The organism is Mesorhizobium sp. B2-6-1 (assembly GCF_006440475.1).
Lineage (GTDB): Bacteria > Pseudomonadota > Alphaproteobacteria > Rhizobiales > Rhizobiaceae > Mesorhizobium.
Genome location: NZ_VFUH01000004.1, coordinates 14,369 through 39,321 on the forward strand (window position 1 = coordinate 14,369; position 24,953 = coordinate 39,321).

The 24,953-nt window shown below is 62.6% G+C and carries 22 protein-coding genes, 1 tRNA gene and 1 riboswitch; of the genes, 10 read left to right on the top strand and 13 right to left on the bottom strand.

Annotation, left to right across the window (positions count from 1 at the left end):
* Nucleotides 1-40: 40 nt before the first annotated feature.
* A complete protein-coding gene (locus FJ443_RS10495) occupies nt 41-1,933 on the top strand; it encodes an acyltransferase family protein (protein ID WP_140629530.1) in 1,893 nt (630 codons plus the stop codon).
* A 108-nt stretch (nt 1,934-2,041) separates the two neighbouring features.
* Nucleotides 2,042-2,115, top strand: a tRNA-Gly gene (locus tag FJ443_RS10500).
* 530 nt (nt 2,116-2,645) lie between these two features.
* Here the strand turns inward: FJ443_RS10500 and FJ443_RS10505 are convergent.
* Nucleotides 2,646-3,473 (bottom strand): hypothetical protein, encoded by an 828-nt coding sequence (locus tag FJ443_RS10505; protein ID WP_140629535.1) that lies wholly within the window; start codon nt 3,471-3,473, stop codon nt 2,646-2,648.
* 882 nt (nt 3,474-4,355) lie between these two features.
* Here FJ443_RS10505 and FJ443_RS31130 point away from each other — a divergent pair.
* Nucleotides 4,356-4,721 carry a hypothetical protein gene (locus FJ443_RS31130; protein WP_140624801.1) on the top strand — a complete coding sequence of 122 codons (366 nt, stop codon included), beginning with the start codon at nt 4,356-4,358 and terminating at the stop codon, nt 4,719-4,721.
* On the opposite strand, the gene FJ443_RS10515 is transcribed toward FJ443_RS31130, so the two are convergent.
* Nucleotides 4,699-5,688, bottom strand: coding sequence for a LysR family transcriptional regulator (locus tag FJ443_RS10515; protein ID WP_140496609.1), 990 nt, complete (start codon nt 5,686-5,688; stop codon nt 4,699-4,701). The genes FJ443_RS31130 and FJ443_RS10515 overlap by 23 nt on opposite strands.
* A gap of 289 nt (nt 5,689-5,977) precedes the next feature.
* Between FJ443_RS10515 and chvE the strand changes: the two genes are divergently transcribed.
* The 4 genes from chvE to araD1 all read left to right on the top strand — a co-directional run bounded on the left by chvE (nt 5,978) and on the right by araD1 (nt 11,160).
* Complete coding sequence (chvE, locus tag FJ443_RS10520) at nt 5,978-7,048, top strand: multiple monosaccharide ABC transporter substrate-binding protein (RefSeq protein WP_140496611.1); 1,071 nt, start codon at nt 5,978-5,980, stop codon at nt 7,046-7,048.
* A gap of 98 nt (nt 7,049-7,146) precedes the next feature.
* Nucleotides 7,147-8,679, top strand: coding sequence for a multiple monosaccharide ABC transporter ATP-binding protein (mmsA, locus tag FJ443_RS10525; protein ID WP_140496613.1), 1,533 nt, complete (start codon nt 7,147-7,149; stop codon nt 8,677-8,679).
* Nucleotides 8,676-9,968 (top strand): multiple monosaccharide ABC transporter permease, encoded by a 1,293-nt coding sequence (gene mmsB, locus FJ443_RS10530; protein ID WP_140496616.1) that lies wholly within the window; start codon nt 8,676-8,678, stop codon nt 9,966-9,968. Before mmsA ends, mmsB begins: the two co-directional genes overlap by 4 nt.
* Nucleotides 9,969-10,167: 199 nt before the next feature.
* The gene (gene araD1 / locus FJ443_RS10535; RefSeq protein ID WP_140550479.1) at nt 10,168-11,160 is read left to right on the top strand and encodes an AraD1 family protein; all 993 of its coding nucleotides are present in this window, start codon (nt 10,168-10,170) and stop codon (nt 11,158-11,160) included.
* Nucleotides 11,161-11,375: 215 nt separating this feature from the next.
* Here the strand turns inward: araD1 and FJ443_RS10540 are convergent, their stop codons facing one another.
* Together FJ443_RS10540 and FJ443_RS10545 are read right to left on the bottom strand one after the other, a co-directional pair.
* Nucleotides 11,376-12,107, bottom strand: coding sequence for an ABC transporter substrate-binding protein (locus FJ443_RS10540; protein WP_348640461.1), 732 nt, complete (start codon nt 12,105-12,107; stop codon nt 11,376-11,378).
* 140 nt (nt 12,108-12,247) lie between these two features.
* Nucleotides 12,248-13,342 (bottom strand): 2'-deoxycytidine 5'-triphosphate deaminase, encoded by a 1,095-nt coding sequence (locus tag FJ443_RS10545; RefSeq protein ID WP_140496624.1) that lies wholly within the window; start codon nt 13,340-13,342, stop codon nt 12,248-12,250.
* 77 nt (nt 13,343-13,419) lie between these two features.
* A riboswitch (SAM riboswitch) is annotated at nt 13,420-13,497 on the top strand.
* 57 nt (nt 13,498-13,554) lie between these two features.
* Between FJ443_RS10545 and FJ443_RS10550 the strand changes: the two genes are divergently transcribed.
* Nucleotides 13,555-14,742 (top strand): O-succinylhomoserine sulfhydrylase, encoded by a 1,188-nt coding sequence (locus FJ443_RS10550; protein WP_140663896.1) that lies wholly within the window; start codon nt 13,555-13,557, stop codon nt 14,740-14,742.
* An 18-nt stretch (nt 14,743-14,760) separates the two neighbouring features.
* Here FJ443_RS10550 and FJ443_RS10555 read toward each other — a convergent pair whose 3' ends face one another.
* The 3 genes from FJ443_RS10555 to FJ443_RS10565 form a co-directional block, all read right to left on the bottom strand.
* Nucleotides 14,761-15,087 (bottom strand): BrnA antitoxin family protein, encoded by a 327-nt coding sequence (locus FJ443_RS10555; RefSeq protein ID WP_140496628.1) that lies wholly within the window; start codon nt 15,085-15,087, stop codon nt 14,761-14,763.
* On the bottom strand, nt 15,071-15,316 hold the full coding sequence (locus tag FJ443_RS10560; RefSeq protein ID WP_140663899.1) for a BrnT family toxin: 246 nt from the start codon (nt 15,314-15,316) through the stop codon (nt 15,071-15,073). Before FJ443_RS10560 ends, FJ443_RS10555 begins: the two co-directional genes overlap by 17 nt.
* A gap of 130 nt (nt 15,317-15,446) precedes the next feature.
* The gene (locus FJ443_RS10565; protein WP_140560867.1) at nt 15,447-16,598 is read right to left on the bottom strand and encodes a ceramide glucosyltransferase; all 1,152 of its coding nucleotides are present in this window, start codon (nt 16,596-16,598) and stop codon (nt 15,447-15,449) included.
* A gap of 231 nt (nt 16,599-16,829) precedes the next feature.
* Here FJ443_RS10565 and apaG point away from each other — a divergent pair, with 231 nt between their 5' ends.
* Nucleotides 16,830-17,222, top strand: a complete 393-nt coding sequence (apaG, locus tag FJ443_RS10570; protein WP_140496634.1) for a Co2+/Mg2+ efflux protein ApaG — start codon at nt 16,830-16,832, stop codon at nt 17,220-17,222.
* A gap of 140 nt (nt 17,223-17,362) precedes the next feature.
* Here the strand turns inward: apaG and FJ443_RS10575 are convergent, their stop codons facing one another.
* The 3 genes from FJ443_RS10575 to FJ443_RS10585 all read right to left on the bottom strand — a co-directional run bounded on the left by FJ443_RS10575 (nt 17,363) and on the right by FJ443_RS10585 (nt 20,644).
* Complete coding sequence (locus tag FJ443_RS10575; protein ID WP_140580387.1) at nt 17,363-18,394, bottom strand: Hsp33 family molecular chaperone; 1,032 nt, start codon at nt 18,392-18,394, stop codon at nt 17,363-17,365.
* Between the two features lie 123 nt (nt 18,395-18,517).
* Nucleotides 18,518-19,429 (bottom strand): ornithine carbamoyltransferase, encoded by a 912-nt coding sequence (gene argF, locus FJ443_RS10580; RefSeq protein ID WP_140580389.1) that lies wholly within the window; start codon nt 19,427-19,429, stop codon nt 18,518-18,520.
* Between the two features lie 15 nt (nt 19,430-19,444).
* The gene (locus FJ443_RS10585) at nt 19,445-20,644 is read right to left on the bottom strand and encodes an aspartate aminotransferase family protein (RefSeq protein WP_140663903.1); all 1,200 of its coding nucleotides are present in this window, start codon (nt 20,642-20,644) and stop codon (nt 19,445-19,447) included.
* A 355-nt stretch (nt 20,645-20,999) separates the two neighbouring features.
* Here FJ443_RS10585 and FJ443_RS10590 point away from each other — a divergent pair, with 355 nt between their 5' ends.
* Nucleotides 21,000-21,518 carry a GcrA family cell cycle regulator gene (locus FJ443_RS10590; protein WP_140496642.1) on the top strand — a complete coding sequence of 173 codons (519 nt, stop codon included), beginning with the start codon at nt 21,000-21,002 and terminating at the stop codon, nt 21,516-21,518.
* A 104-nt stretch (nt 21,519-21,622) separates the two neighbouring features.
* Here the strand turns inward: FJ443_RS10590 and FJ443_RS10595 are convergent, their stop codons facing one another.
* The 3 genes from FJ443_RS10595 to FJ443_RS10605 all read right to left on the bottom strand — a co-directional run bounded on the left by FJ443_RS10595 (nt 21,623) and on the right by FJ443_RS10605 (nt 24,830).
* Complete coding sequence (locus tag FJ443_RS10595) at nt 21,623-22,630, bottom strand: magnesium and cobalt transport protein CorA (RefSeq protein ID WP_140496643.1); 1,008 nt, start codon at nt 22,628-22,630, stop codon at nt 21,623-21,625.
* 96 nt (nt 22,631-22,726) lie between these two features.
* Complete coding sequence (phoU, locus tag FJ443_RS10600) at nt 22,727-23,452, bottom strand: phosphate signaling complex protein PhoU (RefSeq protein WP_140496645.1); 726 nt, start codon at nt 23,450-23,452, stop codon at nt 22,727-22,729.
* Nucleotides 23,453-23,564: 112 nt separating this feature from the next.
* Nucleotides 23,565-24,830: an ATP-binding protein gene (locus FJ443_RS10605; protein ID WP_140663908.1), complete on the bottom strand. Its 1,266-nt coding sequence runs from the start codon at nt 24,828-24,830 to the stop codon at nt 23,565-23,567.
* Nucleotides 24,831-24,953: the final 123 nt, after the last annotated feature.

Sequence of the window (24,953 nt, forward strand, 5' to 3'; positions counted from 1 at the left end):
CGCCACGACTGCCGCCGGCCATGGCGCGCGAACCGGCCGCATGAACTACAGACGCGACATCGACGGCCTGCGGGCCATAGCGGTGCTGCCTGTCGTCCTCTTTCATTTCGGCTTGTCCGCCATCCCAGGCGGCTTCACCGGCGTCGACATCTTCTTCGTCATATCGGGCTATCTGATCAGCGGCAGCCTGCTCGACGATCTCGAACGCGGCCAGTTTTCGATCGGCCGCTTCTATTGGCGCCGCGCTCGGCGCATCCTGCCGGCGCTGACCTTCGTCATCGTGCTCGCAGGCACTGCCGCCTGGTTCATCCTTTTGCCATCGGACCTGCACGAATTCAGCCTCAGCGTCATCGCGGCCTCGACCTTCTGGTCGAACATCTATTTCTGGAAGACGACGAACTATTTCTCGATCGACGCCGAGCTGCGGCCGCTGCTGCACACATGGTCGCTCTCGGTCGAAGAGCAATATTACATCTTCGCGCCGATACTGGTGTACCTGATCTATCGCTATGCCTCGAAACGCTGGCTGACGATATTGCTGCCGATCGCGATCGGCAGTTTCGTCTTGGCGGTCATGGCGACCTCGATGGCGCCCACGGCGGGTTTCTACCTGTTGCCGACGCGCATCTGGGAACTGGCGCTGGGGGCCATGCTGATGCTGAGAAAGCCGCCGGCACTTGCCAGCCAGCCGGCAATGGAACTGATCGGCCTCGCCGGCTTTGCCATGGTCGCCTTCGGCTTCGTCACGATTTCGGAGAGCGACCCCTTTCCGGGCTACAATGCCTTGTTCCCCTGCATCGGCACCGCGCTGCTCATCTATGCCGGCCACGAAAGGGCGGGCGAACAGGGGCCGGCAACCATCGCCACGCGGGTGTTGCAGTTTCCGCCGCTGGTCTGGATCGGCCTCATTTCCTATTCGCTCTACCTCGTTCATTGGCCGATCAATTCTTTCGTCCATTACGTTTCGCTGAAAGCCATCGGCGTGCCGACGATCATCGCCATGACCGTGGCAAGCTTCGCCCTGGCGGCGTTCTCGTGGAAATATGTCGAGCAGCCGTTTCGGCGGAAACGGGCCTACACCGCACCGCTGCCTATCTTCGCCTTTTCCACGACGGCAATCGTCCTGCTCTGCGTCGGCGGCGTGGCCGGGGCGCTCGGCAACGGTTTTCCGCAACGCTTCCCGGACTTTTCAACGGAACGGATCCAGGTTGGCGACTGGCGCAACGGCATCTGCTTCAACGAAGGCTCGAACCGGATCGAGGACTGGAACCTTGCCGCCTGCACCCGAACGAGCGGCTTTGCCACCAATGTGCTGTTGTGGGGCGATTCCTTCGCCGCCCACTATGTCTCGGGACTTGAAGCCAACGCCCAGAAAATCCAGGCTAACGTCATCCAATACACCTATGCCGGCTGCCCTCCGGACCTGACCTATTTTTCCTACGCCCGACCCGCCTGTACCAGCTTCAACGAGCGAGCCCTGTCGATCATCCGCGAAGCCAACATTCAGGCCGTGATCCTGAGTGGCCGATGGACCGACTACGAGGTCAGGGGCTTCGGCGGCCTCCAGAAGACGATCGACCGGCTTCGCCAGATGGGCGTCAAGGTCTACGTCATCGGCCAGTCTCCCGAATTCATCGCCGACGTCCAGAAAATCGCCTTCTTCGCAAGACGAGGAGATACCGCGAACATGTCCTGGCCGATGGCCATGGATCCGGACATCAACAAGCGGGTTCTGCCCTTCGTCAAAGGCGCTGACTTCATAGACCCGCTGACCTATCTGTGCGACGCCGCAGGCTGCTCGTATGCCGATGCCGGCAACAAGCAATTTCTCTATTTCGACTATGGTCACTTCTCTTCCGCGGGCGCCGCACTCGCCATCTCGAGATACTGGCCGAGCTTTGCAGCCGGCACCGAGATCGCGAAAGTGAAATAGCAGGCGGAACCGGCATGCGGCGCGCCGGTCGCTGGGACGGTACCGTGTGGAAAGTGAGCCGCTTTGCGATTGCCCGATGGCCAGCCCTCATGGTAACGAGGCTGCTGCGCGGGTATGATGTAATGGTAGCCTGTCAGCTTCCCAAGCTGAACGCGCGGGTTCGATTCCCGCTACCCGCTCCAGCAAACGTCGCAAGGGCTGGAGCCTGATTGAGAGAACCCTGAAAACCAGCGGTTTTACAGGACTCTGTTCGCTGGTGGCTCCGTCCGGCCTTGGTGGCGGTCCGTTTACCTACATCCGAAGAATGGCTTGTTTTCTTGTGCACTGCACTATATGTCGGATGAGGAATTTGTCTTCCCAGAACGGAACTTCCTGATAGGATGCCGCTTATGGGAACAACCGCTTCGCGGCTGAGATCGGCTAGAAAGCCGACAATTGCGAAGCGACCAGGTTAACGTGGCGTTAACCGTGATGATGCATGTTGTCACGAGTATTGCGTCTCAGTGTGAGCCTGACAGAGGAGCGCGAAGGCAATGCATGAAGCTCGACGCACGGATCTGCAAGTCGAACAGAAGACGGTGAAGGCTACCGGCAGTTCGGTGAACCGTCGCGATATTGTCGATGCTGAATCGAGCATGCTGGTCAAGAACCCTGCTCCGGATTCTTCTCCTTCGCGAAATCCGTCTGAGACTCTGACGCTGGCAATCAGCTGTTAGAAGTCCTCGGGAACCGCATATTCCGCCCAACTGACATGAAGCACCCGGATCAATTTCCGGAGTTCGACTGCGTATGCCCTGCCCTGTGAAAAGTGGCCGAGGGTCGGCGGGTTGGTGGATTCCAACAACTGAAGGTCAAATGTGCTCGGAGGGTTGAGGCCAACCGAGGCCGCATCGTTGACGTCACGGAATAGGCAAGGAAGATGCGTTGCGCCGGCGGCACGCAGTCCGACGGCTCGATGGAATCCATTGTGAAGGTAGCAACGGCCGTTGAACCTGACCACGTGGACGTGCGGCAAGCTTACTCCGAAAAACAGTCCCATAGCTTGGCCGTTCATCACGCCAGCTTGCATCGTCCGAACATTCAGGCTTTTCGAGCGCAGCATGGCAGAGTTGCCATTCAGCACAGCCGAGACCGCTTCATTCACCTGTGCCTGAGGAAGACATATCGGGAAAAGGTCACCCAGTGGAGGAGCGGGTGGGAGAGCGCCGCAATGATGCGCCGATCTGCCATCGTCGACAGTTGCCTGATAGGCAAGTAGCGGCTCGATTTCCACCAGCCGGACAGCGACACCCTGCAACTGCGGAGCGTAGTGGGAATTGTTCAGGAGATCGTCAACGTACCGGTGATGAGCCTGCGGGATGTCCAGGACTTCTGGATGGCCAGCGTTGGCGATGGGCGGTCCCAGCATTCCACGAGCCGCGTTCCACTCCTGAATCAAAGCTGCGTCGGAAGGATCGGCCGGAATGCATCCGTTGCGCAGATGCTGGATTGCATTTCCGATATCCATAAATCCCACGAGGGAGAGGCCTGGATTTGGCATCGATTCCTTCCTGATACTGCTTCGATTCCTTCCATCTATACTATTAGAGCTGTCTAAATGGAAAAAATCCGGCGATCTGATGTAAGGACCCTGACAACAGATTGTCAGGATGTGAGCTTCCCTTGGACCGCGTTCAGACGCTTCATCATATCCTTGATCGCAGCGGAACGACCGACGTAACGGCGGATGATACGGGAGACGTTGTCTTCCTCGTGACATGACCTCAGCGATCTCGCGCTCGGTCAGGCCGTTAACGTAGAACTTCGTCGCCGCAGTGCCGCGGAGATCGTGAAAATGGAGGTCGCAGCCTTCCGACCATACATCCTTCTTAGCCTGGATGAACGAGCTTCCGAGGCCATCCTTGTTCCACGGTCTTCTCATGCTCGAGGTCAGGATGACGGGCGAGCGGAACGGGATGCGCTTCAGCAGGCGCGCAGATCGTCATAGAGGCGGGATCGCAGCCTTGCGGCGGCGTGCGGCCGGATGCGGGCCAGATCGGCATCGGTTCAGATGATCTCCGAGCGCGAGCCGCTGTAAAGCTGCTTGGTAGCCTCGCAGGGGTTCAGCGCAAGCGCGCCGCGGGCGACCTCGAACAGCACGCGCGGCAGACCTGCATGCGCGCGGCGTCGCCTCGAACTTCGCGCGCAGCGCCCGGATCCTCGGCCTGATCTTCTCCGGCCGGTCGCACTTGCGAACCGACAGATTGCCGAAATGATCGGAGATGCGGTCGAGCCATGGTCCCGGGAAAACCGCTCCAGCCGTTTTCCCGGTATCGTTTTAGAGCCAAACACTAACCCAGACGCGCCTGCGCCAGCAGCGGACATGGCGGCGGCCGCGGCGCCAATAGCTGCGGCAGACCCTGCGCCAGGCGCGGCGGCGCCCATGACGACGGTGCCGGCGATGCCACCGGCGATGCGAGATCTGCTCCACCTCGGCTTGATCGTCTCCTTCGAAGACGGCCGCATCAGCCCTGTCGAGGTCGTCCTTGTCGAGCTCGTCAAGGATTCCGTTGCCGTTCGGGACCCCGGCAACTGCTGTGCCGGGCCTGGCCAGGCCTGCAAAAGCAACGGCCCCCGCGACGCCAAGCATTCCAGTAAGAAACAACCGACGTTCCATCAAAATCTCCCGAGTTGTTTATCATCGGCGCATCGTTCCCCGGCTCAAAACGAGCTCCGGCGCGAACGCCGATTGGCCTTTGAACGCACTTACCTGGTTTTTGTTCCGGTCATCCCACTTCGCGCAGGATGAAGTCATGCAGCATCTTTGCCGCCGGCGACAGGGCGCGGTTCTTCACTGTGATCAGGCTGTAGGGCCGGACCTCGATGTCGAATTCGGTCTGGACGACATCGATGGCGCCGGCCAGCCCTTCGGGATTCTGGATGAATTTCGCCACCTGGATCGAGACCGGCGCGATGGCGTCGGAGTGCGCGACCATGACCAGGGTCAGGAGCAGCGAACTGGTGTTGAGGATGCGGTCCGGCAGCGCGATGTTGCGGTTCAGGAAATTGCTCTCCATGGCCTGGCGCAGCGGCGAGCCGCCGGACTGGAAAACCCAGTCATAGGCCGCGGTCTCCTCCAACCGCACCGCCTTGCCCTCGGTCAGCGGATGGCCCCGGCGCACGATCAGGCAGGCTTTCTCGACGCCGATCACACGGGACTCGAACAGCCGCGGGTTGAGATCGTCGGGGATGCGCGCGATGATGAAGTCATGGCGCGACGCGATCAACTCGCGCGCCAGCACGTTGGAGGTCTCGACCTGCATGGTGATCTCGATGCGCGGGTAGATGCGGCGGATTTCGCGGATCGCCGGCACCGCGAGCTCGATCGCGGGCGCCGTCACCGCACCAAGGAACACCGAGCCGCCCTTGCCCGCCTTGAGTTCGGAGATCTCGCGATCGACCTCGCGCATCTCCAAGAGGATGGAGCGCGCGCGCCTGGCGAGCGCCTTGCCATAGGGCGTCAAGGTGACGCCGCGCGGCAGCCTTTCGCAGAGCGTGACGTCCAGCACGGCTTCCATCTCGGCGATCATGCGCGAGGCCGCCGGCTGTGAGATATTCATGACCTGGGCGGCGGAACTGACCCGGCCGTGATCGTCCAGTGCAACGATCATGCGCATATGGCGCAGGCTGAGGCCGCTGCGCAGCAGGGTCTCGCCGTCACCGGGGAGCACCTCGTAACCTTCTGAAATCCCGCCAGGATTGCGCAACGTTGCCATTGATTTCCCTTCGCTCCCAATGCCCTTGAGTTTAGCGTCAACGTATACCAGTTTCGGTATAGCAATCATCAAAGATCGCATTTGACAGTTATGGCAAAGGGACACACCCTTCGCGCGTCCTGGGGCGTGCCAGTCGATGACGAGGAAAATCGTGTCGATTGAAATCAGTCCCAGGGCCGATTGGGAGGATACCGGAGATCGATAGACGACAGCGGCGCTTGCGCTCCTGCTCGCCTGCGCGGCCCGCGAAGCCCCGAGGTGTCGCGTCCATCAACCAGGGAGAGTAATTGTGAAGATCATCAAGACGCTGGCCGCCGTCGCGGCCCTTGGCATCGCTGCCATGACCTATTCGGCGCACGCCGCCGACAAGGGTCTCGTCGGCGTGCTGATGCCCACCAAGACCTCGCAGCGCTGGATCAACGACGGCGATGCCGTCAAGTCCCAGCTCGAGGCTTTGGGCTATACGGTCGACCTGCAATATGCGCAGGACGACATCCCCAACCAGCTCAGCCAGCTGGAAAACGAAATCACCAAGGGTCCGAAGGCGCTGATCATCGCCTCGATCGACGGCACCACCCTGTCGGATGCGCTGCAGAAGGCCGCTGATGCCGGCGTCGTCGTCGTCGCCTATGACCGCCTGATCAAGAAGACGCCCAATGTCGACTACTACACCACGTTCGACAATTTCGGCGTCGGCGTGATCCAGGCGAATTCGCTGGTCAAGGGCCTCAAGGAGCGCTTCCCGAATACCAAGCCGTGGAACGTCGAACTGTTCGGCGGCTCACCCGACGACAACAACGCCTTCTTCTTCTACAACGGCGCGATTTCCGTCCTGCAGCCGCTGATCGACGACGGTTCGATCAAGATCAAGTCCGGCCAGACCGGCATGGACAAGGTCGGCACGCTGCGCTGGCTCGCCGCCACCGCCCAGGCGCGCATGGACAATCTGCTGTCGGCCAACTATTCGGACGGCAGCCGCGTCGATGGCGTTCTGTCGCCCTATGATGGCCTGTCGCGCGGCATCACCGCCTCGCTGCGCGCTGTCGGTTACGGCACGGAGGCCCAGCCGTGGCCGATCGTGACCGGCCAGGACGCCGAGACCGCCTCGGTGAAGCTGATCATCTCGGGCGAGCAGTACTCGACCGTGTTCAAGGACACCCGCGAACTGGCCAAGGCCACCGTCGAGCTCGTCGACAAGGTGCTCTCGGGCGGCAAGCCGGAAGGCCTCGACACCAAGACCTACAACAACGACGTCAAGGTCGTTCCCTCGATCCTGCTGACGCCGCATGAGGTCGACAAGTCGAACTACCAGGCCCTGGTCGTCGACTCCGGCTACATCAAGGCCGACGAACTGAAGTAAATTCGGTTGCATAGCCAGGGGTCCTGCGCAACGCAGGGCCCCTTTTCGTTCACCAGCGACCCCGGTATTGTTGCGGGTCTCGCAGGAGCACTTTACCCATGGCCTCGACGATTTTGGAGATGCAGGACATCACCAAGACGTTTCCCGGCGTCAAGGCGCTGTCGAACGTCAACCTTCGGGTCGAGGAAGGCGAGATCCACGCCGTGGTCGGCGAGAACGGCGCCGGCAAATCGACGCTCATGAAGGTGCTGTCGGGCGTCTATCCCTCCGGCACCTATGACGGCCAGATCATCTTTCAGGGCCAGGAATGCCAGTTCAAAGGCATTCATGACAGCGAACGCAAGGGCATCGTCATCATCCACCAGGAGCTTGCGCTGGTGCCGATGCTGTCGATCGCCGAAAACATCTTCCTCGGCAACGAACACGCCCGATACGGCGTCATCGACTGGAATGCCAACGAGGCGCGCACCAGCGCCCTGCTGAAGAAGGTGGGCCTCAAGGAGGACCCCAAGACGCTGATCACCAATATCGGTGTCGGCAAGCAGCAGCTGGTCGAGATCGCCAAGGCGCTGAGCAAGGAGGTCAAGCTCCTGATCCTCGACGAGCCGACGGCGTCGCTCAGCGAAAAGGACAGCCAGGCGCTGCTCGACCTTCTGCTCGAATTCAAGCGACAAGGCATGACCTCGATCCTGATCTCGCACAAGCTCAACGAGGTGAACCGGGTCGCCGACAAGGTGACCGTCATCCGCGACGGGCGAACCATCGAGACGCTGTCCAGGAAGGACATCTCGGAAGACCGCATCATCACCTCGATGGTCGGCCGTTCGCTCGACGACCGCTATCCGCCGCGCGAGCCCGATATCGGCGAGGTCGTGTTCGAGGTGAAGAACTGGTCGGTCTATCACCCGCTCCACGCCGAGCGGCAGGTGATCAAGGGCATCGACATCAATGTGCGCAAGGGCGAGGTGGTCGGCATTGCCGGGCTGATGGGCGCCGGGCGAACCGAATTCGCCATGAGCCTGTTCGGCCGCTCCTATGGGCGCCGCATCACCGGCGAGGTGCTGCTCAAGGGCAAGCCGATCGACGTCTCCTCTGTGAGCAGGGCGGTCGAACACGGCATTGCCTATGTGACCGAGGATCGCAAGACCTACGGCCTCAATCTCATCGACCATATCAAGCACAACATTACGCTGGCCAATCTCGGCGGCGTGTCGCGCCACAGCGTGATCGACGATTTGCGCGAGCTTGCCGTCGCCAACGACTATCGCAAGCAGACCAACATCCGCGCCTCCAGCGTCTATCAGATGACCGGCAATCTTTCCGGCGGCAACCAGCAGAAGGTGGTGCTGTCGAAATGGCTGTTCGCCGACCCGGAAGTGCTGATCCTGGACGAGCCGACGCGCGGCATCGATGTCGGCGCCAAATATGAAATCTATACGATCATCGCGCGCCTTGCGGCCGAAGGTAAGGCGATCGTGGTCATCTCGTCGGAAATGCCAGAACTGCTCGGCATCACCGACCGCATCTATGTCATGAACGAAGGCCGCATCGTCGGCGAAATGCCCGCGGCGGACGCAAGCCAAGAAAGAATAATGCGCGCCATCGTTCGGGGAGAAGGAAAAGCAGCATGAGCACGGAAAGCGCCCCCGCCCCGCAGAGCAACGTCGCCGAAGATGTAGGGCAGCGTCCACGCATCGCCGTATCGGCGCTGGCGACGAACCTGCGCGAATACGGCCTGATCCTGGCGCTGATCGCCATCATGGTGTTCTTCCAGTTCACCACCTCGGGAACGCTGTTCAAGCCGGTGAACCTGAGCAATCTGGTGCAGCAGAACTCCTTCATCATCGTGATGGCGCTCGGCATGCTGCTGGTCATCGTATCGGGTCATATCGACCTCAGCGTGGGGTCCGTGGCCGGCTTCATCGGCGCGCTGGCGGCGATGATGATGGTGATCTGGCCTCTCGGCATATTCAGCAACCCGCTGGTGGTCTCCATCGTCTGCCTGATCGTGGGCGGCCTCATCGGCGCGGCGCAAGGCTACTGGATCGCCTATCACCGAATACCGAGCTTCATCGTGACGCTGGCCGGCATGCTGATCTTCCGCGGCATCTGCCAGGCGCTGCTCGGCGGCGGATCTTCGGTCGGGCCGCTGCCGCCCGAGTTCAAGGCACTCAGCTCCGGCTTCATTCCAGATGTCATCGGACCGCTGACGCTGATCCCGCCAACGGTGAATGCAGCCGGCAAGACGATTATGGGCAGCGGCCTGACGCTGCACATGACGACGATCGTGCTGGGCCTGATCGCCGTGCTGGCCTATGCCTATTTCGGGCTGCGGACGCGACGCAAACGCGAACGCCACGGCTATGAGGCCGAGCCCTTTACCCTGTTCGTCATCAAGACGCTGGTCGGCAGCGCGCTGGCGCTGTTCCTGGTCTACCAGTTCGCCAGCTATCGGGGCCTGCCGGTGGTGCTGCTCGTCATGGGCCTGCTGATCTCGCTGTTCGTCTTCGTCACCAAGCGCATGACGATCGGCCGCCGCATCTATGCGATGGGCGGCAACGCCAAGGCCGCGCAGCTGTCGGGCATCAAGACCGAGCGGCTGACGCTTTACGTGTTCGTCAATATGGGCGTGCTGTCGGCGCTTGGCGGCCTGATCATCGCGGCGCGCCTTGGCCAGGCCGTGCCGGCGGCAGGCCTCGGCAGCGAGCTCGACGTCATCGCCGCGGTGTTCATCGGCGGCGCCTCGGCGATGGGCGGCGTCGGTCAGGTCATCGGCGCGGTGGTCGGCGGCTTCATCATGGGCGTGATGAACAACGGCATGTCGATCATGGGCGTCAATGTCGACTGGCAGCAAGTGGTCAAGGGCCTGGTGCTGCTCGGCGCCGTGATCTTCGACGTCTACAACAAGAACAAGGCCTGAACAGGTTTCAGGCGAGGCAAGCAGGAGGCATACGGTCGCGGCGCTGCCGGCAATTCGCCGGCTTGAAGAAGTCCTTCAGGGACCGGGCTCGCGAGCGCAATCCGGACGACGAGTTCAACCCGTGGCACGGCCAGTCCGAGCCGCGCAGGTCAGGGTTTGCCAGAAGGCAGCCATGCCAAGATATGAGAGAGGACTGATCATGCTGATCTCGCAGATTCTCGACGACGCCGAGACCATCCGTGTCGTTGCACGCACGGGCGGCAAGACCCGGATCATCAACGGCGCGCGCAGCGTCTATTCGCTGGCGATGGAAGCCGCTCGTACCGGCGTGGGCCTTGCCGCGCTGATCGAACGCAAGGGACTTGGCGAGACCGTCGATCTCGACGCCGCCTACAAGAAGGGGCGGCTGCTGTCGCCGATCAATCATCCCGATCCGGCGCATCTGCATCTGACCGGCACGGGGCTCACGCATCTCGGCTCGGCGGCAACGCGCGATTCCATGCACAAGAAGCTCAGCACCGACGGCGAAGAGCAGCTCACCGATTCCATGAAGATGTTCCGCATGGGGCTGGAAGGCGGCAAACCCGCGAAAGGCCAGATCGGGGTGCAGCCGGAATGGTTCTACAAGGGCAATGGCACGATGGCCGTGGCGCCGGGTGCCGCGCTCCTGTCACCTGCCTTCGCCAAGGATGCCGGCGAGGAGCCCGAGGTTGCCGGCATCTATGTCATCGGCGACGACGGCGCGCCGTTCCGGGTCGGCTTCACGCTGTCCAACGAATTTTCCGACCATGTGACCGAACGCGTGAACTACCTCTTCCTCGCCCATTCCAAGCTGCGCAACGCCTCCTTCGGACCTGAGATCCTGGTCGGCGACCTGCCCGCCGACATCAGGGGCTCCTCACGCATCTGGCGCGACAGCAAGTTGATGTGGGAAAAGCCGTTCCTGTCGGGCGAAGCGAACATGTCGCACACCATCGCCAATCTCGAACACCACCATTTCAAATATTCGGCTTTCCGCCAGCCGGGCGACGTGCATGTGCACATGTTCGGCACCGCGACCCTGTCCTTCGCCGACGGCATCAAGACCGAGGCCGGCGACGTGTTCGAGATCGAGGCCGGCGATTTCGGCCTGCCGCTGCGCAACCCGCTCGAAATCGAAAAGCCGGTGAAGGTGGCGGTGAAGGCGCTCTGAGGGTGGCCATCATTTCCTTCTCCCCTGTGGGATCCGAAGGACGGGGCGAGACCCGTGGCTTGCCCCAGGGCAGTGGATCAGCGCGCAGCGCCGAGACGGTTGAGGGGTGCTGGCCGGAGTGAGGCGTTGGCGTTCCCTGGAACACCCCTCATCCGACCTCGCTTCGCGAGGCCACCTTCTCCCACAAGGGGAGAAGGTAAGAAGCGTCTCAGATCTCAATAAATATCGAAATCGAAATACTTGTCCTGGATCTTCTTGTAGGTGCCGTCGGCGACGATGGCGTCAATGGCTGCGTTGAGCTTGTCGCGCAGCGCCGTATCCTCGAGGCGCACGGCAATGCCGGCTTCGGTCTCGGTGCCCTTGACGTCGCCGACCATCTTGCAGCAACCGTCGCTCGCCTTCTTCATCCAGTCCATCAGCACGAACTTGTCGGAAAGGACGGCGTCGAGGCGGCCGTTCTGGAGATCGGTGATTGCCTCTTCCTGGGTCGGATAGAGCTTCGCTTCGGCGCCGGCCTTGCCATAGACGTCCTGGGCGTAATTGGCCTGCGTGGTCGCCGCCTGGGCGCCGACCGTCTTGCCGGTGAGTGCCGCCGGTTCGGTCGAGGCGATGTCGCTGTCCTTCAGGGCGACGAGCGACAGCGGCGTCGTATAGTATTTGTGGGTGAACGCAACCTGCTTCTTGCGCTCCTCGGTGATGCTCATCGAAGCGATGATGGCGTCGAACTTCTTGGCCTGCAGAGCCGGTATGATGCCGTCCCAGTCCTGGGTGACGATCTCGCATTCGACCTTCATCTGCGCGCACAAGGCGTTGGCGATGTCGATGTCGAAGCCCTCGACCTTGCCGTCGGGCGTGATGGTGTTGAACGGCGGATAGGCGCCCTCGGTGCCGATCTTGATTTTCTCCGCCGCATGCACCGACAGGACGCCGGCACCAAGCGTCAGCATGGCGGCGGCCGCCGTCGATACGATCCATTTCGAAATCTGCATTTTCATTCCCCTTGAGCGCCGCCACGTCGGCGGCCGGCGAGGTAGCCAAGCATGGCGAGCCGGCGCAGGCAAGTATCTTGCCTGACGGTGATGAGCGTTCAGGGCGCGGCGCGAAAGTGCTTGGACAGCTTCAGGCCCTGCGCCTGGTAGTTCGAGCCGAGCTCGGTACCGTAAAGCGCCTGCGGCCGCTTCAGCATATGTTCGTAGACCAGCCGGCCGACGATCTGGCCATGATCGAGGATGAACGGCACCTCATGGCTGCGCACTTCGAGCACGGCGCGGCTGCCGGTGCCGCCGGCCGCCGAGTGGCCGAAGCCCGGATCGAAGAAGCCGGCATAGTGGACACGGAACTCGCCCACCAGTGGATCGAAGGGCGTCATTTCGGCCGCGTAGAGCGGCGGCACATGCACCGCTTCCTGGCTGACGAGGATGTAGAACTCGTCCGGATCGAGCACCAGCTCGCCGGCGCCGCTCTTGTGGATCGGCTCCCAGAAGTCGACGATCTCCTGCGCCGCGCGTTTGTCGACATCGACGAGGCCGGTATGGTGTTTGCCGCGATAGCCGACCAGCCCGTCACTGTCGCCGTTGAGATCGATCGACAATGCGATGCCGCCGCCGGAGATGTTCGGCGGTTCGGTGGCGACCAGCATTTCGGCCCGGTGCAATTGATGCAACTCTGCTTCCGAGAGCAGCGCATTGCCGGTGCGGAAGCGTATCTGCGAAAGGCGCGAGCCGGCGCGCACGACGATCGGGAAGGTGCGTGGGCTGACTTCGAGATAGAGCGGACCATGATAGCCGGCGGCGATCTTGTCGAACTCGTGGCCGCGATCGGTCATCACGCGGGTGAAGATATCGAGCCGCCCGGTCGAGCTCTTGGGATTGGCGGACGCCGAAATTTCCGCCGGCAGCGCCAGGCTTTCGAGCAGGGGCACGATGTAGACGCAGCCGGTTTCCAAAACGGCGCCGTCGGCCAGGCTGATCTCGTGCAGCTTCAGCCGGTCGAGTTTTTCACTGACCTTGTGGTTGGGACCCGGCAGGAAGGACGCGCGCACCCGCCACGCCTTGTCGCCGAGCCTCAGATCGAGGCTGGCCGGCTGGATCTGGTCGGCGTCGAGCGCACGCGACGACTTCAGCGCGCCGGACTGGAACAGCGCCGCAATGTCCTGATCGGGAAGAATTCCTGTCTGCCGCAAAGTCTGGCTCCGCTCTGCTGGTACAAGTCTCTTAATGAAGCCGGCAATTGACGCAAGCGTGGCGCGGGTCTAAAGGGTCGTTATCCCGTGGTGATTTGGCCGGTCGGCTTGCAGCCACGTTAAACAAGTCGCTAAAGGACCGTCGGGCCGCAAGGCCGCATGGACCGGTTGCGACTTTTTCGCGGCCGGTTTTTTTGTGTTTGGATAGGACGATGACGAGCAAGACGCGCAACTGGAAGCCTCAGACCGCACTCGTGCATGGCGGGACTCTGCGTTCCGGCTTCGGTGAAACTTCCGAGGCGATGTACCTGACCCAGGGCTATGTCTATGAAACGGCCCAAGCCGCCGAAGCCCGCTTCAAGGGCGAGGAACCGGGCTTCATCTATTCGCGCTACGCCAATCCGACCGTCGACATGTTCGAGAAGCGCATGTGCGCGCTCGAAGGCGCCGAGGACGCGCGCGCCACCGCGTCCGGCATGGCGGCGGTGACGGCAGCACTCCTGTGCAGCGTCAAGGCCGGCGATCATATCGTTGCGGCGCGCGCCCTGTTCGGCTCCTGCCGCTGGGTGGTCGAGACGCTGGCGCCGCGTTACGGCATCGAGGCGACGCTGGTCGACGGCACCGACATCGCCAATTGGGAAAAGGCGGTTCGGCCCAACACCAAGCTGTTTTTCCTGGAAAGCCCGACCAACCCGACGCTTGAGGTGGTGGACATCGCCGCCGTCGCTTCGCTTGCTAATTCGATCGGCGCGCGGCTGGTCGTGGACAATGTCTTCGCCACGCCGCTGCAGCAGAAGCCGTTGCAGCTCGGCGCGCATATCGTGGTCTATTCGGCGACCAAGCACATCGATGGCCAGGGCCGATGTCTCGGCGGCGTCATTCTGTCGGACAAGAAGTGGATCGACGAGAACCTGCACGATTATTTCCGCCATACCGGCCCCAGCCTGTCGCCGTTCAATGCCTGGACGCTGCTGAAGGGCCTGGAAACGCTGCCGCTGCGCGTGCGCCAGCAGACGGAGAGCGCCGGCAAGGTCGCCGATTTCCTGGCCGAGCAGCCGGAGATCGCCCGCGTGATCTATCCCGGGCGCGCCGACCATCCGCAGGCTGACGTCGTGAAGAAGCAGATGTCGGGCGGCTCCACCCTGATCTGCTTTGACGTCAAGGGCGGCAAGCAGGGTGCCTTCGCCTTGCAGAACGCGCTCGACATCGTCCTGATCTCGAACAATCTCGGTGACGCCAAAAGCCTGATCACCCATCCGGCGACGACGACGCACAAGAACCTCAGCGACGAAGCGCGCGCCGAGCTCGGCATCGGACCCGGCACGCTCAGGCTGTCGGTCGGGTTGGAAGATACCGACGATTTGCTGGACGACATCGCGCAGGCGTTGAAGGCCCGATGAGGACTGGCAGACCGAGGATTACAGGCCTGCCGCTTTGCGCAACGCTTCGTTCATGCGCGTCTGCCAGCCATCACCACCGGCCCTGAAACGGTCGACAACATCGGCGTCGAGGCGCAACTGTACCGCACGTTTGGGTCGCGCAAGCGGCGGTCGGCCAACTTTGCGGCGCGAAGCGGCATCGGTCGGCTGCGCATCCGGATCGGCCTCGGCGGCGGCAGTGATCGCAGCATCTTCCTCGTCGGTCCTCGCGCCAAGCGCCTTTCTGGCGAGCCCCAAAGCATCAGCGCGCGACTGCTTTGGGGGAGTAGCCTCGCGGCGCACGATCGTCTTAGAGGTTTTCGACATAGTCCGTAATCTCCTGTCTCGTTGCCTTGCGTAGCGAAATTACGCGGATCGCATGGCTTCGCTCGACATAGACCATCACATAAACGCCAGCCTCGATCAGACCGATGGCAACAAGACGATCCTCGCCAAAATCCTCGCTGTCATCGAGCCGGATAACGGCATTGGCGAAATCGAAGGACGGAGCGATCGCGAAATCCACGCCATGCTTGGCCCTGTTTGTCTTTGCCATGTTTCATCCCACTCGAACAGCATCGCCGTCGGGGCGCTCCATAGGTTATTGTATACACAAAAATAGAGCCTAGTTCAACAATTTTTGTATATACGATAACCTTCCTCGACATCAAGCTGAACCGCCGACATCAAGCGCGGGAGGGCGTCTCTTCGAGCTCGGCCGCCTGGGTGCCGATGGTCATGGCGTTGCCGCGCCAGTCGACGGCCCCGCCCAGCCAACCGCGCATCCAGATCGCGGGCAAAATCAGGTCGCGTGCGATCATCGCGGTGACGATGCGCGGCGACAGATACCAGCCCTTTGCCGAGGCGAGCATGCATTCCGGCAGGTAGGCGAGCGCCAGCACGCAAAGCGCTGTCATGGGCAGGCTGACGCCGGCGCTGGCCGCGGCGATCAATGCCAGCACGAGCGGAGCCGCCACGCCGGTCAGGATCTCGGGTGCGAAGAACAGCGGAAAGGTGACGCGGCGCAGGCGCGCCCAGCGGGCCTGGCGCGACCAGATCTCGCCCGGCATGCGCTGCCCGAGCGGCTGCTCGAAGGGCGAAGCGACGAGATTGACGCGCAGGCCGAGCCTGTTGACCAGTTTGGTCGACGCGGCATCCTCCGCGATCTCGGCGGCGAGCGCACGGATGCCGCCATTGGCGTCGAGCATCTGCTTGTTCCACAACATGCTCTTGCCCTGGGCAAAGCCGAGGCCAAGCGCCTCGCCGGCATATTGCCAGCGCGCCTGCAGCGTGTTGAGGAAAGCGCATTCGACTTCTGCCCAGAAGCCGTCGGGCCGCGAACCGATCGGCGTCGAGCAAACCAGGCCGGTGTCCCGCCGCCATGCCGCCATCAGGTGCTGGACGTAGTCTTTCGGCATCAGCACGTTGGAATCGGCGAGAATGACCCAGTCGTGGCGCGCTGCCTCCCAGCCCTTGACGCAGTTGTTCAGTTTCGGGTTGGCGCTGACGCGGTCGTCGCCGGTGAGCAGGCGGGCCGGCACGGCTGGAAAGCGGGCAATCGCGGCGCGGATCGGCTTGACCGCGGGGTCGTCGGCATGGGCGACACAGAAGATCAGTTCGTAGCGCGGCCAGTCGAGCGAGAAAGCGCGCTCAAGCGTCTCATGGGTAAACGGCTCGACGCCGCGCGCCGGGATGACGATCGAGACAGGCAGCGGCTTGCCGGCCGGCGGCGCGATGGCGGCGCGCCGTTTCAGGCGCGAGCAGGCGAGCAGGATGCTGGCGAGATTTGAGGCGATGAGAGCGATCGAAAGCGAGCCGGTTATGAGAGCGAGTTCCATCGATATCCGGTCACTCCAGAAAACCCGGCCCGCTTGGCGGCCGTTTTCGACAGTTCGACAGAGCGCCCGAGTCGCCCGGCATTGCTGGTGCACACCATCATTGTCATGTGTCACTCAAATGACATTGTTTGTCGGCACCTGCCCTTCAGGGACAGCAACTCGGACGCGCACGGTTGATCGAACCGCAAAGAGCGCCGAATGTTCCACACCGGATTTGTTTTGGAGCCGCTCATGTACCGCGCCGTCACGCGCAACATCGAAGTGCAGGTCAGGCCGTTCTATCTCGAGGACCGCTCGGATCCTTCGGAAAACCGCTATGTCTGGGGCTACCAGATAACGATCGACAACCAGTCCGACGAATTCGTGCAGCTGTTGTCGCGCTATTGGCACATAACCGACGGCGCCGGCCGGGTCGAGGAAGTGCGAGGCGCCGGCGTGGTCGGCGATCAGCCCGAACTCAATCCCGGCGACAGCTATCAATACACGTCGGGCTGTCCGCTCTCGACGCCGTCGGGGATCATGGTCGGTCACTACACCATGCGCAACGAGCGGGGCGAGACATTCGACATCGCCATCCCCGCCTTCTCACTCGACCTGCCGGGGACAAGGCGGACGGTGAATTAGACCAGGCGAAATCGGCGACAGCGTCTTTCTCCCCGTCACTATACGGCGAGAAATGTCCGGCAGGACAATGAGCGGGCAGCGCCGCCCCTCATCCGCCCTTCGGGCACCTTCTCCCCGTAGAACGGGGAGAAGGTGGAACCCTACTGCGTCGTAAATTCCGCCGGGTCGAAGTCATATTGCGTCGAGCAGAACTCGCAGGCGACGTGGATCCCACCGTCCTCGGTGCTGTCCTTGATCTCCTGCGCGGAGAAGCCCTCGAGGATGCCGCGGATCTTGTCGCGGGAGCATGAGCACTGATCGGCGACGGGAACGCCGCCGAAGACGCGCACGCCATGCTCGTGGAACAGACGATAGAGCAGCCGCTCTGCGCCGATGGTCGGATCGATCAGTTCGGTCGGCTCGATGGTGCCGAGCAGCGCCAGCAATTCCTGCCAGGAATTGTCTGTGGGATCGTGGATCTCCTCGCGCGGATCGCCATCCCCGCCGGGCAGGTCAGGAACGCGCATGCGCTCGGAGGCCTGCGGCAGGAACTGCGCCAGGATGCCGCCCGCCCGCCACTGCTCGCGCGCGCCGCCGGGGCCGGGCGTCAAAAGCTTGGCGACCGAAAGCCGGAGATCGGTCGGGATCTGCTCCGACTGGCGAAAATAGGTGCGCGCGGCCTCTTCCAGGGTCTCGCCGTCGAGCTGGACGATGCCTTGGTAGCGTTGCGTGTGGGCACCTTGGTCGATGGTCAGCGCCAGCACACCGTTGCCGAGCAGCGTTTGCTGCGAGATCTCGCCGGCCGCAATCAGCGCCTCCAGCCGGTCGACATCGAAGCGCGCATAGGCGCGCAGCGCCGAGGGCGTGGAAAAATCCGCGACCAGCATGTCGACAGGCCCGTCGGTGCGGGTCTGCAGGATGAACTTGCCCTCGAACTTGAGCGAGGTGCCTAGCAGCACCGTCAGCACACAGGCTTCCGCCAGCAACCGGGCGACCGGCTCGGGATAATCATGGCGGCCAAGGATCGCATCGAGCATCGGCCCGAGCTGAACGGTGCGGCCGCGCACATCGAGCGGGCCGACCTCGAAGGGCACCACGTGATCATCGCCGGCGTAACCGAATTCGCCGAGTTGGGGGTGATGTTCAGCCACTTGATGGGTTTCCAGCATGACAAAGCTCCAGGGCGCGGCCATGCCGCCCTTTGGGGAGCATGCGTCTAAACGCGCTTGATTTGCGTGATGCCGCGCAGATAGGCATCGCGCCTCCGGAGATCAAGTTCCCCGGCACGTCAAGCGCCAAGACACTTCAAGTCCACTTCAGGCCCCAAGACACCAGGCAAGCACGGCCTTCTGGGCGTGGAGCCGGTTCTCGGCCTCGTCGAAGACCACCGAATGTGGACCGTCGATGACCTCGTCGGTCACTTCCTCGCCGCGATGCGCCGGCAGGCAGTGCATGAACAGCGCGTCGGGCTTTGCCTTGGCCATCAGCTTGGCGTTGACCTGGTAGGGCGAAAACACGTTGTGGCCGCGGGCACGGTGCTCCTGGCCCATCGACACCCAGCAGTCGGTGACGACGCAGTCGGCCTGGTCGACGGCTTCCTCTGGCGAGCGGGTAAAGGAGAGCTTGCCGCCATGTGCGGTTGACCAGTCGACGTGCTTCTGCGCCGGCTCGCTGCCTTCGGGCACCGCGACGTTGAGGTTGAAGCGGAACCGCGCCGAGGCTTCCAGCAGCGAATGCAGCACGTTGTTGCCGTCGCCAGTCCAGGCGATGGTCTTGCCGGCGACCGGACCGCGATGCTCCTCGAAGGTCATGATGTCGGCCATCAGCTGGCAAGGATGGGTATCGTCGGTGAGCCCGTTGATCACCGGGATGGTCGCATTCTCGGTCAGCTCCAGCAGCCGCTCATGCGAGGTGGTGCGGATCATGATGGCATCGACATAGCGCGACAGAACCTTGGCTGTGTCGGCGATGGTCTCGGAGCGGCCGAGCTGCATCTCGGTGCCGGTCAGCATGATGGTCTCGCCGCCAAGCTGACGCATGCCGACATCGAAGGAGACGCGCGTGCGCGTCGACGGCTTGTCGAAGATCATCGCCAGCACCTTGCCTTCGAGCGGTTTCGAGCGCTCGCCCGCCTTGAGGCGCGCCTTGCGCTCCACTGCGTCGGTCAGCATGGAGCGCAGGTCGCCTTCGGAAACGGCGGAGAGGTCGGTGAAATGACGAAGTGACATCAGGAGCTTTCGAATTTACTTCGCGGCTTCAGCGGCGATTGCCTCGGTCAGGGCCTTGGCGCCGGCGCGAATGCGCTCCAGCGCTTCATGGATCTCGCTGTCCGTGACGGTGAGCGGCGGCAGCAGGCGAATGACGTTGTCGCCGGCCGGAACCGCGAGCAGATGCTGGTCGCGCAGCGCCATGTTCACCTTGCCGTTGGGCATGGCGCATTTGAGGCCCAGCATCAGCCCCGTGCCCCTGATGTCCTCGATGACCTCGGGGAATTCGTCGGCCACCCCTGCCAGCCCTTGCTTCAACAACAGCGCCTTGCGCTGCACATCCGCCAGGAAGCCCTCCTCCAGCACCACGTCGAGCACGGCATTGCCGACCGCCATGGCCAGCGGGTTGCCGCCGAACGTAGTGCCGTGGACGCCCGCGGTCATGCCGACAGCCGCCTCGTCGGTGGCAAGGCAGGCGCCCATCGGGAAGCCACCGCCAATGCCTTTGGCGATGGCCATGATGTCTGGAGCGACCCCCGACCATTCATGCGCGAACAGCTTGCCGGTGCGGCCGATGCCGCACTGGACCTCATCGTAGATCAACAGCAGGCCGTGCTGGTCGCAGAGCTGCCGCAGCCGCTTCAGCGATTGTGTCGGCACCGGGCGGATACCGCCCTCGCCCTGCACCGGTTCGATCAGGATCGCCGCGGTATCCGGCGTGATCGCCTTTTCGGCGGCGTCGATATCGTCGAAGCCGACCTGGTCGAAACCCTCGACCTTGGGGCCGAAACCTTCGAGATATTTGTACTGGCCGCCGGCCGCGATGGTCGCCAGCGTGCGGCCATGGAAGGCGCCCTCGAAAGTGATGACGCGGAAGCGCTCGGGATGCCCCTTGACGAAATGGTAGCGCCGCGCCGTCTTTATCGCGCATTCCAGCGCCTCGGCGCCAGAATTGGTGAAGAACACCTTGTCGGCGAAGGTGGCGTCGGCCAGCCGCTCGCCGAGCCGGCTCTGCCCCGGGATCTCGTAGAGATTGGAGACGTGCCAGAGTTTGGCAGCCTGCTCGGTGAGCGCCGCGACCAGATGCGGATGGCCGTGGCCCAGCGAATTGACGGCTATGCCGCCGGCAAAGTCGAGATATCGCTCGCCCTTGTCGGTAACCAGCCAAGTGCCTTCCCCGTGATCGAAGGCCAGGGGTGCGCGAGCAAAGGTCTCGAAAAGCGCCGAACCGCTCATTATATGCGTCTCCGGAACCGGAAAATCAAAAAAGCCGCCAAAGCGGCGGCCTTTGCGGCTTATCGGGTTTTTCAGCCATGAAGTCAACGAAAACGTCGCGTAGTGGCGCGCGGCAAGCCTCCCGACGGGACGCCGGCTCATAAGTGAGCTGGCAAGTTGGGGAAAACCGAAAAAACCGATTCGTGTTGCACTTCGGACTCTTGTCACCGAGTCAGCGCATAAGGTAGTTGTAGTCGGGAAATAACTAGATTTCGTGCGGCGGACCTAATCACCAGATATATGTGGTGTCTGCCCCAGCAGTGGTGCTGGGCCGGGAATGGATTCCGATTGCCGTACGCTTAGCAGGAGCGCGGTCATGAATTGGACTGACGAGCGGGTCGAACTCTTGAGAAAACTGTGGTCGGAGGGTCTGAGCGCAAGCCAGATTGCTGCCCAGCTTGGAGGGGTCAGCCGCAATGCCGTCATCGGCAAGGTGCACCGGCTGAAATTGTCGGGCCGCGGGCGCGCCACGGCAGCGCCGGCACGCCAGAAGAAGACGGCGCAAGGGTCGGGCGCGCAGAAATCGGTGTCGCGCCCCGCGAGTGCGACCCGCCACGTCACGACATCGATCGGAGCAACGGCGCTGCAAGCGCAGTTCGATGCCGAGCCGGTGGCCCGCCACTATATCCGGCCGGTCGAGAATGTGGTGGTGCCGATCTCGCGGCATCTCCAGCTCACCGAACTCACCGAGCGCACCTGCAAATGGCCGAACGGCGATCCGCTGTCGGAGGACTTCAATTTCTGCGGCAACGAAGCCGCCGAAACCGGACCCTATTGTAAATACCATGCCCGCGTGGCGTTCCAGCCGGCAGCGGAGCGGCGGCGGAATAGATAAGGGACTAAGGCAGTAGGGCAGTCTGTTTTGAATTTGCGCTCCCGAGCGTTCTCTAAACCTACTGCCCTACTGCCCTACTGCCCTACTGCCCTACTGCCCTACTCTCACAGCCATCCATTCTTGCGAAACCGCCAGTAGAGGAAGCTGCAGATCAGCGCGATCGCCAGCAGCACCATCGGGTAGCCGTATTCCATCTTCAGTTCCGGCATGTCGCTGAAATTCATGCCGTATATGCCCGCGAAGGCTGTCGGCACGGCCAGGATTGCCGCCCATGAGGCGAGCTTTTTGGAGATCGCCGTTTCCTGGCTCTGGCCCACCAGCAGGCTCGCCTCGAAAGCAAAGGCCAGCACTTCGCGCAAGCTGTCGATCTTTTCCTGGACGGTGCGGATATGGTCGGTCACGTCGCGAAACAGCGGGTGCATGGCTGAATGGATCTGCGGCAGGTCGGCGCTGGTCAGCCGGCGGCAGACCTCCACCAGCGGCAGTGCGGCATTGCGCAGCCGCAACAGATCGCGACGCAGCATATAAAGGCGTTCGATATCGGGGCCGGTCATCGGCTTCAGCAGGACCCGGTCCTCGATCGCCTCGACCTCATCCTCGATCTGCTCGAGCACCGGCATGTAGTTGTCGACGATGAAATCGAGAATGGCATAGAGGACGAAATCCTCGCCCTTGGCCAGTGAATGCGGGCAGCTTTCCCAGTGCTGGCGCACCACAGCATAGGATGTCGAAGGGCCGTGCCTGACGCTGACGATGTAGCCGCTGCCCACGAACAGATGCGTCTCGCCGAAGGTGACGCGGCCCTCGATCAGCTGCGCGGTGCGGGCGACGATGAACAGCGCATCACCATATTGCTCGATCTTCGGCCGCTGGTGCGGATGCTCGGCATCCTCGATTGCGAGCTCATGCAGATGAAATTGCGCCTGCACGCGCAGCAGAAGCTCGCGGTCGGGTTCAAGCAGCCCGATCCACACGACGTGTCCCGCTTTCCTGGCCCATGTGCCGGCTTCCTCGATCGGGATGTCGGCGATGCGGCGCCCGGCTGTGTAGACGCTGGAGGCGATGACGGCCGATGTCGGCGGCGCGGGCTTGAAGTCCCGGACATATTCCATCGCAGCCTCCCGAAGCACTGCCTTTGCGGGGAACCAGCAGGCTTGCCTCAGGGATAGTCTAGCGCAATACGACCAAGCGTTCGAGAGAAAGTGCGTTCACTTGATCGGCTGCGTTGCGGAAAGGCCGATCTTGTCCGTCTTGTCGCCCTTCGGCCGGTCGGCAGGCATCTGGTCGCCGGTGACGATATAGTAGATCGTCTCGGCAATGTTGGTGGCATGGTCACCGATGCGTTCGATGTTCTTGGCGCAGAACAGCAGATGCGTGCAGGGCGTGATGTTGCGCGGATCTTCCATCATGTAGGTCAGCAATTCGCGAAACAGCGACGTGTACATGGCGTCGATCTGGTCGTCGCGGTCACGTACGAAGCCGATCCTTTCGACCGAGCGCGAGGCGTAGACGTCGAGCACTTCCTTGAGTTGGGTCAACGCCAGGTCGGCCAGGGCTTCGAGGCCGCGGAACAGGCTGGTCGGCTGGCGCCCGTCGGCAACCGCCACCACACGCTTGGCGACATTCTTGCCGAGATCGCCGACCCGCTCGAGATCGGCCGAGATGCGGATCGCGCCGACGATCTCGCGCAAGTCCGTCGCCATCGGCTGGCGCCGGGCGATGATGATGATTGCCCTGTCGTCGATTTCGCGCTGGCCTTCGTCGAGGACGGCGTCGTCGCGGATCACCTTCTGGGCAAGGCCGGGATCGGCATTGACCAAGGCGGAGATCGCCTGTTCGACCATGCGTTCGGCATGTCCGCCCATGGCGGCGATGCGCTTCGACAGATCTTTCAGCTCCTCGTCATAGGCGCTGACTATGTGCACGGACTGCATGACCGGATGCCTTCCCACGGATGATCTGATTTTGAGTCGTTTCCTCGAATCCCCGCTGATACGCTAACCGGATGACAGAAAAAAGAAATGGCACCTTGGAAACTAGGGCGGCTCAGGTCGCCGGCAAATGAACCGAGAAGGCGGCGCCCTTGCCGACTTCGGACTTGATCGAGAGCCTGGCGTTGTGGCGCGTCAGGATATGCTTGACGATCGACAGGCCAAGGCCTGTGCCCTTCTGGGTTCGACTGCTCTCGACGTCGACGCGATAGAAGCGCTCCGTGATGCGCGGAATGTGCTCCTCGGGAATGCCGGGGCCAAAATCCCTGATCGTCACGTCGATGCCCGCTTCGCCCTCGGCGTCGCCGCGCTCGATCGACACCACCACGCGGCCGCCCGACTGCCCATATTTGCAGGCGTTTTCCAGAAGGTTCTCGAAGACCTGGAACAGTTCGTCGCGGTCGCCCGGCACGTCGAGAGGGCCGTCGGCGAAATCCCGCTCGATGACGACGCCGTTTTCCCGCGCCAGCGGGGCCAGCGAATCGATGACGCTGTCGACGGTCTGGCGCAGGTCGACCTCGGTCCCCGGCCGCAGATAGGGCTTCATCTCCAGCCGCGACAGCGACAAAAGGTCATCGATCAGGCGTGCCATGCGGCCGGTCTGGTTCTGCATGATCTGCAGGAACTGCTCGCGCGCCGCCGGGTCATTGCGGGCCGGTCCGCGCAGCGTTTCGATGAAACCCGATATCGAGGCGAGCGGCGTGCGCAATTCGTGGCTGGCATTGGCGATGAAATCTGCGCGCATGCGGTCGATGCGGCGCGCTTCGCTCTGGTCCTTGAACACCATCACGTAGAGATCGGTGCCGTGACCGACGGAGGAGGCACTGACCCGGTAAGTCCGCTCGACCGGCAGCCTCTCGGTGTAATCGATGACATCCGACGCGACCTCGCCCGACAGCACGCCGTCCAGAAGAGCCTGCATTTCCGGCGCCCGGAATTTCAGCGACAACGATACGCCAGGCGCGATGCCGCCGAAGGCGGCGAAGGCGGCGGCGTTGGCATGAACAATGGCCGCGGCATGGTCGAAGATGATCAAGGGGTCGGCGACGGCCGCCGCCAGATATTCGCCGGACAGGCGTTGCAGGCCGATGGCCTCGATCGCCGCGCCGCTTTCGCCGGGCTGGCGCGTGGCTCCAGCCGGTATCATCGCCGCCACCAGCAGCAAAGCCAGCGCCGGCAGCAGCACATAGGCGGAAATGCCCGCAAAGGCATAAACCGCCATGACCGCGACAAGACCGGCGACCAGCAACCATCGGCTGTTCCACAGCCGCGCGGCAAGCGCCTGCGTCACGCCCTTCTCATCTGCGCCCTGGTCCGCCATTCGCGCCTGCGCCCCGCTCCCGGTCCGGCAATTTCGCTGGACCGGCCTGGCGCATGACGCCGAAAAATCAGAATCGATTTTCGGAAAGGATCATGCGCAAAATCCAAAAGTGCAGCGCCCTTT

Bases quoted from the DNA above. Each gene is read 5' to 3' on its own strand.
- FJ443_RS10495 (WP_140629530.1), top strand. From the start codon at position 41: ATGAACTACAGACGCGACATCGACGGCCTGCGGGCCATAGCGGTGCTG.
- FJ443_RS10505 (WP_140629535.1), bottom strand. From the start codon at position 3,473: ATGCCAAATCCAGGCCTCTCCCTCGTGGGATTTATGGATATCGGAAAT.
- FJ443_RS31130 (WP_140624801.1), top strand. From the start codon at position 4,356: ATGACGACGGTGCCGGCGATGCCACCGGCGATGCGAGATCTGCTCCAC.
- FJ443_RS10515 (WP_140496609.1), bottom strand. From the start codon at position 5,688: ATGGCAACGTTGCGCAATCCTGGCGGGATTTCAGAAGGTTACGAGGTG.
- mmsA (WP_140496613.1), top strand. From the start codon at position 7,147: ATGGCCTCGACGATTTTGGAGATGCAGGACATCACCAAGACGTTTCCC.
- mmsB (WP_140496616.1), top strand. From the start codon at position 8,676: ATGAGCACGGAAAGCGCCCCCGCCCCGCAGAGCAACGTCGCCGAAGAT.
- araD1 (WP_140550479.1), top strand. From the start codon at position 10,168: ATGCTGATCTCGCAGATTCTCGACGACGCCGAGACCATCCGTGTCGTT.
- FJ443_RS10540 (WP_348640461.1), bottom strand. From the start codon at position 12,107: ATGCTGACGCTTGGTGCCGGCGTCCTGTCGGTGCATGCGGCGGAGAAA.
- FJ443_RS10550 (WP_140663896.1), top strand. From the start codon at position 13,555: ATGACGAGCAAGACGCGCAACTGGAAGCCTCAGACCGCACTCGTGCAT.
- FJ443_RS10555 (WP_140496628.1), bottom strand. From the start codon at position 15,087: ATGTCGAAAACCTCTAAGACGATCGTGCGCCGCGAGGCTACTCCCCCA.
- FJ443_RS10560 (WP_140663899.1), bottom strand. From the start codon at position 15,316: ATGGCAAAGACAAACAGGGCCAAGCATGGCGTGGATTTCGCGATCGCT.
- FJ443_RS10565 (WP_140560867.1), bottom strand. From the start codon at position 16,598: ATGGAACTCGCTCTCATAACCGGCTCGCTTTCGATCGCTCTCATCGCC.
- apaG (WP_140496634.1), top strand. From the start codon at position 16,830: ATGTACCGCGCCGTCACGCGCAACATCGAAGTGCAGGTCAGGCCGTTC.
- FJ443_RS10575 (WP_140580387.1), bottom strand. From the start codon at position 18,394: ATGGCCGCGCCCTGGAGCTTTGTCATGCTGGAAACCCATCAAGTGGCT.
- argF (WP_140580389.1), bottom strand. From the start codon at position 19,429: ATGTCACTTCGTCATTTCACCGACCTCTCCGCCGTTTCCGAAGGCGAC.
- FJ443_RS10585 (WP_140663903.1), bottom strand. From the start codon at position 20,644: ATGAGCGGTTCGGCGCTTTTCGAGACCTTTGCTCGCGCACCCCTGGCC.
- FJ443_RS10590 (WP_140496642.1), top strand. From the start codon at position 21,000: ATGAATTGGACTGACGAGCGGGTCGAACTCTTGAGAAAACTGTGGTCG.
- FJ443_RS10595 (WP_140496643.1), bottom strand. From the start codon at position 22,630: ATGGAATATGTCCGGGACTTCAAGCCCGCGCCGCCGACATCGGCCGTC.
- phoU (WP_140496645.1), bottom strand. From the start codon at position 23,452: ATGCAGTCCGTGCACATAGTCAGCGCCTATGACGAGGAGCTGAAAGAT.
- FJ443_RS10605 (WP_140663908.1), bottom strand. From the start codon at position 24,830: ATGGCGGACCAGGGCGCAGATGAGAAGGGCGTGACGCAGGCGCTTGCC.